Annotated in this window: 12 protein-coding genes; 9 read left to right on the top strand and 3 right to left on the bottom strand. The window is 43.8% G+C overall.

Going from position 1 to position 12,535, the window contains the following annotated elements; genetic code table 11:
• Positions 1-106 precede the first annotated feature (106 nt).
• The gene (locus BN1080_RS12995) at positions 107-1,294 is read left to right on the top strand and encodes an aminotransferase-like domain-containing protein (RefSeq protein WP_199876622.1); all 1,188 of its coding nucleotides are present in this window, start codon (positions 107-109) and stop codon (positions 1,292-1,294) included.
• A 51-nt stretch (positions 1,295-1,345) separates the two neighbouring features.
• Here the strand turns inward: BN1080_RS12995 and BN1080_RS12990 are convergent, their stop codons facing one another.
• Positions 1,346-2,236, bottom strand: coding sequence for a fructose bisphosphate aldolase (locus tag BN1080_RS12990; RefSeq protein ID WP_052652597.1), 891 nt, complete (start codon positions 2,234-2,236; stop codon positions 1,346-1,348).
• A 316-nt stretch (positions 2,237-2,552) separates the two neighbouring features.
• Between BN1080_RS12990 and xylE the strand changes: the two genes are divergently transcribed.
• On the top strand, positions 2,553-3,989 hold the full coding sequence (gene xylE, locus BN1080_RS12985) for a D-xylose transporter XylE (protein ID WP_052652595.1): 1,437 nt from the start codon (positions 2,553-2,555) through the stop codon (positions 3,987-3,989).
• A 172-nt stretch (positions 3,990-4,161) separates the two neighbouring features.
• Entirely contained in the window at positions 4,162-4,665 is a 504-nt protein-coding gene (locus BN1080_RS12980; protein WP_052652593.1) for a VOC family protein, read from the top strand.
• A gap of 249 nt (positions 4,666-4,914) precedes the next feature.
• On the opposite strand, the gene BN1080_RS12975 is transcribed toward BN1080_RS12980, so the two are convergent.
• Positions 4,915-6,078 carry a hypothetical protein gene (locus BN1080_RS12975; RefSeq protein WP_052652591.1) on the bottom strand — a complete coding sequence of 388 codons (1,164 nt, stop codon included), beginning with the start codon at positions 6,076-6,078 and terminating at the stop codon, positions 4,915-4,917.
• A gap of 146 nt (positions 6,079-6,224) precedes the next feature.
• Complete coding sequence (locus tag BN1080_RS12970) at positions 6,225-7,130, bottom strand: oxidoreductase (RefSeq protein ID WP_052652589.1); 906 nt, start codon at positions 7,128-7,130, stop codon at positions 6,225-6,227.
• 199 nt (positions 7,131-7,329) lie between these two features.
• Between BN1080_RS12970 and BN1080_RS12965 the strand changes: the two genes are divergently transcribed.
• The 6 genes from BN1080_RS12965 to BN1080_RS12940 all read left to right on the top strand — a co-directional run bounded on the left by BN1080_RS12965 (position 7,330) and on the right by BN1080_RS12940 (position 12,330).
• Positions 7,330-8,229, top strand: coding sequence for a 3-hydroxyacyl-CoA dehydrogenase (locus BN1080_RS12965; protein WP_052652587.1), 900 nt, complete (start codon positions 7,330-7,332; stop codon positions 8,227-8,229).
• Positions 8,230-8,377: 148 nt separating this feature from the next.
• A complete protein-coding gene (locus BN1080_RS12960) occupies positions 8,378-9,148 on the top strand; it encodes an alpha/beta fold hydrolase (protein WP_052652585.1) in 771 nt (256 codons plus the stop codon).
• 18 nt (positions 9,149-9,166) lie between these two features.
• Positions 9,167-9,802, top strand: coding sequence for a CPBP family intramembrane glutamic endopeptidase (locus tag BN1080_RS12955; RefSeq protein ID WP_052652583.1), 636 nt, complete (start codon positions 9,167-9,169; stop codon positions 9,800-9,802).
• A 159-nt stretch (positions 9,803-9,961) separates the two neighbouring features.
• Positions 9,962-10,522, top strand: a complete 561-nt coding sequence (locus BN1080_RS12950; RefSeq protein ID WP_052652581.1) for an MEDS domain-containing protein — start codon at positions 9,962-9,964, stop codon at positions 10,520-10,522.
• A gap of 109 nt (positions 10,523-10,631) precedes the next feature.
• Positions 10,632-11,321 (top strand): response regulator transcription factor, encoded by a 690-nt coding sequence (locus BN1080_RS12945; protein WP_052652580.1) that lies wholly within the window; start codon positions 10,632-10,634, stop codon positions 11,319-11,321.
• Positions 11,314-12,330 carry a sensor histidine kinase gene (locus tag BN1080_RS12940; RefSeq protein ID WP_052652578.1) on the top strand — a complete coding sequence of 339 codons (1,017 nt, stop codon included), beginning with the start codon at positions 11,314-11,316 and terminating at the stop codon, positions 12,328-12,330. Before BN1080_RS12945 ends, BN1080_RS12940 begins: the two co-directional genes overlap by 8 nt.
• Positions 12,331-12,535 lie beyond the last annotated feature (205 nt).

Raw genomic sequence — 12,535 nt, 5'->3', positions numbered from 1 at the left:
CCTTATTTTACCGGATAAATTTACAGAATGCTTAATAAATTGCAATGCGGTAGAATGAAATAAAACAAGTGAGAACGCCAGGTTCCTTGCAGAAAGGATGAAAGCATTGAAATCAAAATTCCCTTATTCAAAAGAAGTTCAGCTTGCATTTAAACATGAGCCGCCGGGAAGGTGGATGGCGAAATTTCCACAGGGCGCCATCCGGTTAAATTCAGGCTACCCCGATCCCCGTCTTGTGCCTTCCGAGGAAATCAAAGGAGCGATGGCACGTTTGCTGGAAGAGGAAAAAGACTTGCCGCTCCATTACATCGGCAGCCCGCGGATTCCGCAGCTCGAAAAATTCATCTGCCAGCGCATGGCTGAAAGAGGAGCACCGACGGCAAACGAAGAGCTGTTGGTCACTTCAGGTGCCTGTCAGGCGATTGATTTGGTCGCCCGTGTCCTGCTGGATGAGGAAGCGGTTGTTGCGATCGAGTCGCCGACTTATATGGAAGCATTGGAAATCTTCCAAAACTATACCGACAAATACATAAGCATTCCAATCGATGAAAACGGAATGAAAACAGAAAAACTGGAAGAAATCTTGGCTGAGCGGAAACGGAAGGGAGAGGCGCTTCCGCGCATCCTCTACACCATTCCGACTTTTCAAAACCCGACCGGAACCACTTTATCGCTTGAACGGCGAAAGCATCTCCTGAAGCTTGCCGAACAATTCGATTTTCTTATCATGGAAGATGATGCATACGGTGAACTTGGCTTTGCAGAAAAGCCGCAATTATTGAAGGCGTTGGATGCCGGGGAACGGGTCATTTATATCGGATCGTTTTCGAAAGTGGTAGCGCCCGGCATGAGAATCGGCTGGGCCGCAGGACCGAAAGAGTTGATCGAAGTACTCGGCTGGTTTAAAAAAGATTTAGGCCATCCATTTGCCCAGTCGACTTTGTCTGCTTATTTGGAAACGATCGACTTTGACAGCCATCTCAAAAAGCTGGTGTCTGTCTATGAAGCGAAAGCGCGGGTGATGGTAGAGGCGCTCGAAGAATTCATGCCGGAATCGGCTGCCTGGTTCATGCCAAGTGGAGGATACTTTCTCTGGCTTCAGATTCCGGGAGTGGATACTGCTGAGCTTTTGTCCAAAGCGCATGAAGCAGGATTTGTTTATGTACCAGGCCGTTTCTTCTTCCTGGACCAACAGGAAGGCCTCGAATTTCTCCGCCTGTCCTTTAGCTACACCAGCGAAGAAAACATTCGCGAAGGTATCCGGCTGCTTGGCCAAATTTTAGATGCAAATTAAAAAGGAGTTCCCGCCAACATTGTTGATTGGCGGGAACTCCTTTTAATTTATTCAAGTAATGGATGCTTCATAAATGGTTTTAATGGAATCAGCAATCGCTTCGTTGAACTCATCATCTGTCTGGCTCGCACTGACTCCTTCAGACAAGCCTCTTGAAAAGCTTGCGATCAATCCGTTGTTCGCAGCCAATTTTTCATTGGCTTCATTGCGCGTATATCCTCCGGAAAGCGCCACGACGCGCAATACTTTCGGATGATCGATCAATTCTTTATAAAAATTATTAACCGTTGGAATGGTCAATTTCAGCATTACCGGTTCGTTTTCCGGCAACGTTTCCAACTGCTTTAAGATTTCTTCTTTTAAAATGCGCTCGATTTCTTCTTTGTCGCTGCTGTGGATATCGACTTCCGGTTCAATGATCGGCATTAAGCCGGCACCGATAATCTGTTTGCCGACTTCGAATTGCTGTTTGACCACTTTTCGGATGCCTTCCGGATTGGCTTCTTTGATGACGGAACGCATTTTCGTGCCGAAAATGTTCCGTTCAGTCGCCCGCTGCAGCAGCGCATCGAGTTCCGGCATCGGTTTCATCAGCTGAACGCCATCTTCTAAATCAGCTAACCCTTTGTCCACTTTCAGGAAAGGGACCACGCCTTTTTGTTCCCATAGATAGTCAGGGGTATACTGGCCTTCAACTTCACGGTCCATCGTCTGTTCAAACAGAATAGCACCGAGAATCGAATCCGAATTGAATGCAGGAGCCGTCATGACACGCGTCCGCATTTTATGGATCAGGTCATACATTTCATCTTCGCCCGAATACGAATCTTCCGGCACTCCGTATAAAGCCAGTGCTTTTGGCGTACTGCCGCCGCTTTGGTCAAGCGCTGCAATAAACCCTTTTCCATTCTTCACGAGTTCGAATTGTTGTTGTTTAGACATTGCTCCAGCTCCTTAGATAAATTTTTTGTAAATGGTGCAATAAAAAATTTAAGCTAAAAGTAACCCTTACACAGAATAGTTTAACAATAAAAGAATTAAACTACAAAAGAATTATTGGGGCGGATTAGCTTTTCTTCTTAACCATTCCCTCTTTTGAACTATATTAATCTTCTAAAATAATAGTTCCAATAGATGAAAAGGCAAAAAAGTTTGTTTATTCAATGTACAAAGATTAAAAATACTGATAATATGTATGATAACGTTTACAAAATGAAAGGAGGATAGAGTAGAGAAGTTATTCTACTCTAATATTCAAATGAATAATAACAAAATCCTGTATATAACAGCCATCACCTTAGTGGCTACTCTTGGCGGTCTTTTATTCGGTTATGACACCGCTGTCATTTCCGGTGCAGAAGGATCTTTGCAGACTTATTTCACAGATAGTCTTGGGTTAAGTTCGTTCGTCCACGGTTTAACGGTATCCAGTGCGTTGATCGGCTGTATCATCGGGGGCTTGTTGTCTGGAATCATTTCTTCCAGAATCGGCAGAAAATATTCACTGATTGCTGCTGCTTTTCTATTCATTTTTTCAGCACTCGGTTCTGCCTATCCGGAAATGTTCTTCTTCACGGTCGGTGAACCGACCATGTCACTGCTCGTAACTTTCAATATTTACCGCATCATTGGCGGAATTGGAGTTGGCCTGGCTTCAGCTGTCGCTCCGATGTATATCGGTGAAATCGCACCTCCTCATTTGCGCGGACGCCTTGTATCGCTTAACCAGTTCGCCATCATTTTCGGAATGCTCGTCGTTTATTTCGTCAACTGGGGAATTGCCAGAGGCGAAACTATGGAATGGATCAACGATATCGGCTGGAGATATATGTTCGCTTCGGAATTGGTGCCCGCTGTTCTATTCTTAATCCTGCTTTTCTTTGTCCCTGAAACGCCTCGCTATCTGATTTCCAAAAATCAGGAAGCGAAAGCGATGGCAGTTTTACAAAAAACATACGATACGACGATGGCGAAAGCCACTTTGTATGAGATCAAACAATCATTCGACCATCGCAAGGAAAAATTATTCACTTATGGAAAAACGATTGTCGTCGTTGGAATCGTGCTCTCGATCTTCCAGCAATTTGTCGGCATCAATGTTGCGCTTTACTATGCACCGCGAATTTTTGAAAGCATGGGCGCAGCACGCGATGCCTCATTCCTTCAAACGATTATCATGGGCTTAGTAAATGTGATCTTCACCATTATTGCCATTGTCACGGTTGATAAATTTGGGCGGAAGCCATTGCTGATCATCGGCTCGATCGGGATGACAGTCGGAATGTTCGGAGTGGCGGGTCTTGCTTATTTCGAACAAATCGGCATCGCTACGCTAGTGTTCATCATTATTTATACCGCTTCATTCATGATGTCCTGGGGTCCGGTCGTTTGGGTGCTGCTTTCTGAAATCTTCCCGAATAAAATCCGCGGCCAGGCATTGGCGATTGCAGTTGCCGCGCAGTGGGCTGCCAACTATTTCATCTCTTCGACTTATCCGATGATGATGGAAGTGAGCGGTGCCATGACTTATTCGTTCTACGGCATCATGAGTTTGTTGTCGGCGCTGTTTGTCTGGAAATTCATTCCCGAAACAAAAGGAAAGTCACTGGAAGAGCTTGAGATCCTATTGAAAAAATCGCAAGCAACGAAAAAAGCAGAAATTCTTGAAAATCATTCTGCAGCTAATAAAGCTTGATCAAGTAAGCCTGGGAAAAAATCTCCTAGGCTTTTTTATTTGAAATGAGTTGAAAGAATAGTTGAGTAATTAGAACATAAGTTCTATAATGGTGTTAAAAGTCGAATACATAGATGCCCTTGTCTGAGGTTTCTCAAGCCATGGCCAACCTTTTTCAGAAAGGAAGACAACCATGAATACGAAAATCCAGAAAATCACCCCGAATTTTTGGTTTAACCAGAATGCGGAAGAGGCAGTGAATTACTATGTTTCCATTTTCAATGATTCAAAGATCGGACGCGTAACCCATTACACTTCAATTGGAAAAGAAGAGCATGGCATGGAAGAAGGGCAGGTTATGACCATTGAGTTTCAATTGAAAGGCCAGCAATTTCTTGCATTGAATGGCGGTCCCCATTTCAAATTTACTGAAGCTATTTCATTTATCATCAATTGCGAATCCCAAGAAGAAATCGATTATTATTGGGGCAAGTTGACGGACGGCGGCGATGAAAAAGCGCAAATCTGCGGATGGCTTAAAGACAAATTCGGTGTTTCCTGGCAAGTCTCTCCTGGGGAATTGGATGACATGCTGGCCACTGGAAGCAAAGACCAGGTTGAACGCGTCATGCAAGAACTCTTCAAAATGAAGAAGTTGGATTTAGAAGTGTTCCGAAAAGCTTTTAACGAAGTATAAAAGAAGGGCAAGCTAATGGGAAAATAGAAAAGGCGCAATCAGACATCCACTCGGATACTGATTGCGCCTTTAAGTATAGTTTGGAATGCATGCCTGACGGGGCTAAACGGACGCTTCCGCTTTTCTTTGTCCAGACTCCAGCAGCCAGATTCTCGGGACATAAGCCAGCCCAGCTGTGCGGCAAAGAACGCCGCTTCGCTGTTCCGTCTTATGCTTGTCGAATCTAGATGGCTGCTTCCGCTTTTCTTGCTACCACGCGGCGTCTTTTGGCTTGCTGTCTGGAGCAGGCTGCGGCATTTTTTTGATGGCTACGTACGGAATCCAGATGAACGCCGGGAAGAGCAGCGAAGCCGATCCAATTCCTAAGGCTAGTGCACCTTCTGTCTCCGCTGCGATAAAGCTGATGAATCCAAGAAACAGGACCATTGCATAATAGGTGAGCATGTAATGCCAGCGGAGATGATTTTTTAACAGAAAAAAGAAAAGAAATCCGCCTAACAGAAAAATAGCAATTCCGGGCAATACATTGGCTGATTGAACATTATAGGATTGGCCAAGCTGTGTAACCCTGAACATTAAAATCCCCATTAGCTGCAGAGGGAGCACGATGGAAATGATCCATTTCCGGAACGAATGTTTTTGGCGGGCTTCTTTTAAAACGGGGTCTTTTGCTTCTGCTCTTTCCTGTTTCTGAGTTTCGATTTTTTGCCATGCTGCTAATGCGGAAGGTTCATCTTTCAACCAAGAAGTTTGAAATGGAAACGCTACATTTTCATCAGTTGACAGCAAATATTCTAGACGCTTTTCATCGCTTAAGATGGGCGTATCGGTCCTGAACATCTGCCGCGCATTATATAGGAGGGGAATTTTGTTTTCTATGAAATGCCTGAACCATAGATTGATTCCTTCGTCGCCATGATTTGGAAATAGCACATTTTGTATTTGCTTGCCTTCTTCAGTCGTATAAATGATGTAAAACATCGGAGCATTTTCAATGCTGCCGTCGTTTATCAGTCCTTGGGGAAGAAATTCCCTTACAATGTAATAAGAGGCAACCACCGAAACGATGTTGTCGAAATGAATCGTTCGCTCCTTTGGCACGGATTTGTAAAGGGCTGGCCACTCCAAGGTTTCAATTCGATTTTCGTATAGGCCATAACGTGCACGGTGCCGTTGTTTCCATAGGGTGGTTTTCCATAAACGCAAAAGGCTCACATTCAAGAAAATTCCTGCAATGAAAAAAGGAATTGTAAATAGCAACCACCATGTCTGGTACTCTAGCAGAATAAGAAACGGGACCACGACCATTGAAAGACTGAGCAGAAGCATGAACCCTGTGATGAACCAAAACACGATCCGCCAGAATCCTTTCGTTTCCGGTTCGGTATATGTATGGATTAATTTACTAGTCATATGGCCTCCTCGACGGCGTACAATAATAGAAGAAACGCAGTCTCACCTATTATTGTACGATAGGAAATTGAAATTGTTTCAAAAGATTTATCATAAGCTGCTTATGCACATAAAAAAACGCCTCCCAATAAGGAAGGCGTTAAAGATTATTCAGAAGTTGAAAATGAAAACGTAACGCCGGTGAGTTGTTCCGAGACATCCCAAAGTTTGGCTGAAACGGCTTCATTGTTTGCAGAAGCATGGGGCGTATCAATCGCTGGGTAGCCTTTTCTCTGCCCTTTGCCTTCTGGACCGATATATTCTCCGCCTTTTAGATCCGGATTGACCGCTGCATAGACGGTTGGAAGTGCGCCCATTGCAGGTGGCTGCAAGAAACGGTGCATCAAGGTTTTCATCCAGCCCGGCGCATCCGATTTGCCGAATTTAAAAAGGTTTGTGGCAGATATCCCGGGATGGCAAGCAAGGCTGATAGTGGGCAAGCCATGCTGTTTCAGGCGCTTATCCAATTCTTGTGCGAATAAAAGATTAGCGAGCTTGCTTTGGCCGTAAAACTTCATGGCTTTATAGCCTTTCGAGCCGTCTAAATTGTCGAAGTCAATCGCTGCTCCTTTATGCGCCAAGCTGCTCAAACTCACCACACGAGAGCCTTCTGTCTGAAGTAGTAAGGGCAAAAGAAGTCCGGTCAACGCAAAATGGCCGAGATGATTGCCGCCAAATTGCATTTCAAATCCATCTTTCGTTTTTGAATAAGGAGGTGTCATCACTCCGGCATTATTAATAAGAAGATCTAATATTGGAAGCTTAGCTTTCACCTCTTCAGCAAATGTCCGGACGCTTGATAAGTCAGCCAAGTCTAAATGCATAATATCGATTTTCGCTTCCGGATGCCCAGCTAAGATTGTGTTTTTTTCTGCTTGGGCTTTTTCTTCGTTTCGGACAGCCATGATTACTGCTGCACCTTCATTTATAAAAACTTTCATCGCTTCTAATCCAATGCCGCTATTGGCACCGGTGATGATGGCCGTTTTTCCTTTCAAATGCTTTAAAGCCATTTTCTCCAACTCCCTTTTAGAAATATCTTTTCTGTCCTCATTTTCTATTCCCAAAATAACATAACTCAACCTTAGTACCAACTATTCAGATTGGCATAAGACTTTGTGAGCAGATAAATAGCATTCTATAAAAAATCGGCATAAACTATAAAAATGTAGGGAAGTTATTTATTAATACGAGGAATAGAGGAGAATGGATATGAATTACAAAAACGTAACAGTAGCAGGAAGCGGTGTACTTGGAAGCCAGATCGCTTATCAAACGGCTTTTAAAGGGTTTGATGTGACTGTCTATGATATTAATGATGCCGCAATCGAAGCTTCGAAAGAAAGAATTGCTAAGCTTCAGGAAAATTATAAAAAAGATTTGAGTGCAAGCGACGAAGAAGTGAAAGCCGCTTTTGAGCGCATGGCTTTCCATACTGATTTGGCAACAGCCGTGGCGGATGCAGATCTTGTCATCGAAGCAATTCCGGAAGTGGTTGCCATCAAAACCGAATTCTATACAAATTTAGGCAAAGTGGCACCGGAAAAAACGATTTTCGCCACAAACTCATCAACGTTATTGCCTAGCCAGTTTGCGGATGCAACTGGACGCCCTGAAAAATTCTTGGCGCTTCATTTTGCCAATACCATCTGGTTGAACAATACAGCTGAAATCATGAAGCATGCGGGAACCGACATGCAAGTGTTTGATGATGTGGTTGAATTTGCGAAAGCGATCGGCATGGTGGCTTTGCCATTGCATAAAGAACAGCCAGGCTATATTTTGAATTCTTTGTTGGTGCCGCTGCTTGACGCAGCTGAATTGCTCTTAGTGAATGAAGTGTCAGATGCTGAAACGATCGATAAAACGTGGATGATTGCAACTAAAGCACCGATGGGTCCTTTTGCGATTTTAGACGTAGTCGGCATCAATACGGCTTACAATATTGTATCAGCGAAAGCTGAGGCAACTGGCCGTGAAGATTACAAGAAGCTCGCTGCAATGCTGAAAACCGATTATATCGACCAAGGGAAATTAGGGAAAGCAACAGGGGAAGGGTTCTATAAATATCCGAACCCGAATTATTTGAATCCTGATTTTTTGAATAATTAAGAGTGATACCTTAAAGCCATCCGCAGCAACTGCTGCGGATGGCTTTTTCAATAGCGTTTTGTTCAAGGGCGGATTAGGGTATTCTCTACTACTGGCAATATGCCGGGAGTATTCAATGGACACCATCTCTGAAGGAGTGAACAAATAGATGCCATATGCCAAAATCGATGAATCTTTATCGCTTTATTATTATACGAAAGGACAAGGGCTTCCGATTGTCTTTATCCATCCCTTTGTTATGGGGCATAATGTTTTTATGCACCAGGAAAGCCTTGCTGAAAATTATCGGCTGATTTTCTATGATTTGGCCGGCCATGGACAAAGCACAAATGGCGATACTTCTCTGACTATCGAACTTCTCGCGAATCATTTGAAAATATTATTGGATCATCTCGAGGTGGAGAAAGCAGTAATCTGCGGCTATTCCCATGGGGGCTTGATTGCCCAGGAATTCGCGTTGCAGTATCCTGAAAGGACGTCTGCTTTGATTTTAGCTGGAGGCTATTCGGAATTGAATAATTTCACACCAAAATTTTTTATCAAATCCGTCATGTATATGGCGAAATTCCGCCAAATTCCTTTAGCTGCCAAACTGCAGGCAAAACTGAATAAATATTTTCCAGAAGATGAACAAAAGATATATGAGTATGCCAAGCATACGGATGCGGAACGGGCTTATGAATTCTGCAAGACGGGCCTTCGCTACAAATCGACGTATTCCCTTTATCGCTTAAAGATGCCGATCCTGCTTGTCTATGGGGATTTGGAAAAGCCGATGCACCATTACCGCCTCCCGTTTGAAAAGGCAGCTCCCCAAACGCAAGTGGTGTTTGTCGAAAAAGGAACCCATCAAGTACCGCCTCAATTTTTCATGGAATTCAATGCAGCGGTTAATGGATTTTTAAAACCATATAACTGATGGAAGGAGGGACACACGATGAAAAATGCCATCCGCTTGATTGGACCGACGATCATGATCTTTATCGGGCTGTGGTTTTTTGAAAACGTCGTTATCACATTTCTTCTTTTCTATAGCTGGCTCCTGTTTGTACCGATGATTGACAAAGCGTTTCCAAAAGAGCAGTTAAAGTTAACGAAGAAATCAGCTATGTTAGGAATCATCAGCGGCCTGATTTTCTTCCTTTTCATTTATGGAGGCTTGAAATGGCTTCATGTGTATTTACTGGATATTGACAGTTTGAGGGTTCTATTATTGGAGTGGGGATTTTCTGGAGCTGGTGAAATCGGGCTCGTTTTAGTTCTGCTGCTCGCCAACCCAATCTTAGAAGAAGTTTATTGGCGGGGCTATATGTTCAATCGGCTCCGGCAGAAAGGGACAGCATTTTCAGCCATCGCGCTGACCGCTCTTTTTTATACCTTATATCACCTCCTGTCGATCATTCCTATATTTGCAGCAGGATACAGCTTTGCCGCTGTCATTCCTGTCTTGATTGCCGGTTTATTCTGGGGCTTTATCCGTGAAAGTACCGGTTCTATTTCAGCAACAATGATTGGCCATGTTCTGGCAGATTTGGGGATTATGTGTGTCTATTGGTTTATCATTAGAGGATGAACTGATCCGTACAAAAAACGGGGGATTTCAACCGTTTTTTTTTTTTGATGATGTATATCGTTCGGCCTATATTATTCTTTGGAAATTAAAGGGTATATTAGAGAGAGAAAATACAAGAAATCATCGCGCAGGAAAATGCGAATAGGGGGTAGGCCGTTTATGAGAGAAGCAAGTGTCGAATTGGCAAAGCAAATTGGCCAAACTAAAGGTGCCCATGTTTTTTATAGTTACAACCAATTGGAATCGTATATTGAAAATGCGGTATCGTTTATTGTCCAAGGGCTGGCACAAGGAGAGCGTGTGCTGTTTGTCGAAAATAGACGCATTTCTCCAATGGTCTTTAAAGAGCTGCAAAATTCATTATCTGAAAAAGAGATGGAAGGCATCCATTTTATCAATAACTTTGATTTCTATTGGCGCAATGGGAATTTCCATCCTCCGACTATTTTGGCCCATTTTAAAAAAGCGACCGATATTTTTGTTGAGAATGACTTGGCCTTCCGGACATGGGGGCATATTGAGTGGGGACGCGAGCAAGACATTCTCAATGAAATTGAACTTTATGAAAAAAATGTAGCCAGCGAAGTGGAAGAGCGAAACGCGATTTCTGTGTGTGCTTACGATGCTTCCCATGTCTCTGATGATTTAAGGCGGCGGCTGATTGCTTGCCACGGCTATTTAATGACAGACGACTCGATTACTTCTTTGACTGCGAAATAATAAAGGCGTTTCAGGAAATTCATTTCCTGGAACGCTTTTTGCTGTCTGCAAGAACTTCGGCTAAACTAGAAGGAGCATTTGGAATCTACTAAATGATTGGACTGAGAGCATGTTTAAAATCATGATTGTTGAAGATGATTTAACGATTGCAGGCGTTTTGAATGAAGAATTGAAGAAATGGAATTATGAAGCTTTCATTGTGGAGGATTTCGGCAAAGTGATGGAGGAATTTGCAGAAAAGAACCCTCAGCTTGTGCTGATGGATATCCAATTGCCGAGTTTCAATGGCTATTATTGGTGCCAGGAAATCCGCAAAGTTTCCCAAGTCCCGATCATTTTCATTTCTTCGCGCAATGAAAACATGGATATTGTCATGGCGATCCAGATGGGGGCAGATGATTTTATCAGTAAGCCTTTTGATCTGACGGTCGCGATTGCCAAAACCCAAGCGCTTCTCAGAAGGACTTATGATTTCAATGAAAGTGATAATTTCCTGAACTTCAATCGCGCGGTGTTAAAACCTTCGGAATCGAAATTGTATTATGCCGAACAAGAAGTGGATTTGACCCGGACTGAACTCAGAATTTTGGAATTGCTGTTTTTACATAAAGGCGATTACGTCGCAAGAGAAGAAATCATGGTTAAATTATGGGAAGATGAGTCGTTTATCGATGACAATACTTTGGCTGTGAATGTGGCCAGACTGCGGAAAAAATTGACGCAAGTCGGACTGTCGGATTTAATTGTCACGAAAAAAGGAGTGGGCTATGCGCTCAATAAAGAGGCCGCCCATGCGTAGTTCTTTTAATCGGACCATCGCACGGAATTTTCTCTCGGCGATACGCGGACAACTTCTGGTCTTTTTTGGCATGCTATTCATTTTCGGGCTCGTTTATGTTTTAGGGAAATTGCCAATCGGCCTTTTTCTTTATAGCGTGGAACTCTCGGCTTTTCTTTTTGGCATTTATTTAATCATTCGTTATATCCAGTATGCTGAGCGATACAAAACGATTGAAGCTTTTCATACAGCTGACCTCTCAAGAGTGGTTGAGCTTTCAGAAGCGGTGCATTCCACGGATCGATTGTATCTGCAGAAAATCGCTTTTTTGCTGGAAGAACTGAAAGAGAAAGAACAGACCCATCTCGTGCGGCAAGCCGATCAGCTCGATTATTTCACCCTTTGGCTCCACCAGATTAAAACGCCGATTTCAGCGATCAGTTTGTTGACGCAAAGTTCAATGGCGAAAGAAGCCAAGCAAATTTCTCAGGAATTGCTGCGGCTTGAAGACTATACCCATATGGCGCTGAACTATGTGAAGTTGGAAGAAACCGGTTCAGAGATGGATTTGGCTTCCATCGACTTGGATGAAGTCATCAAAAGCGCCATTAAGAAATATTCCATTCTCTTTATCTATAATGGCATCAAACTCCATTACGGGCCGCTGCAGCTGAAAGTGCTGTCCGATGGGAAATGGCTGCAGAATTTAATCGAGCAGCTCTTGTCGAACAGCTTAAAGTATACGGCGAGCGGCTCCATTGCCATTTACGCCGATCCGTCCCAGCCGCAAACGCTGGTCATCGAGGATACGGGGATCGGCATCCGGCCGGAGGATTTGCCGAAAGTTTTCAATAAAGGCTATTCGGGTTTGAACGGCCGGCTGCATGAGAAGTCAACGGGGCTCGGGCTCTTTCTCGCCCAGAAAATAGCGCAGCGTCTCGGGCACACGCTTTCCATCCAGTCGGAGCTCGGCAAAGGAACGCGTGTATCCATCCGGATGGCGAGGGAAGATTATACGGATTTTGATTGAACGGCTGTTTCCGCTATTCGTATTGTCCAGCCTCCAGCGCCCAGCCTCTCGGGGTCTTAAGTCAGCCCACTGCGGAAATCAGGATTTCCTTCGTGTTCTGCCTTAAGCCCATCGAGGCTAGATGGGCGCTTCCGCTTTTCTCGAGCCACCTTACGAAACCGTAAGAAACAAAATCTGTTTGTAAGAATAGGTACAGGCACCCCGC

Origin of the sequence: Planococcus massiliensis (assembly GCF_000821325.1) — a bacterium.
Classification (GTDB): Bacteria; Bacillota; Bacilli; order Bacillales_A; family Planococcaceae; genus Planococcus; species Planococcus ruber.
The sequence above is the reverse complement of the archived record's forward strand: the minus strand, read 5'-3'. Positions and strand labels throughout refer to the sequence as shown.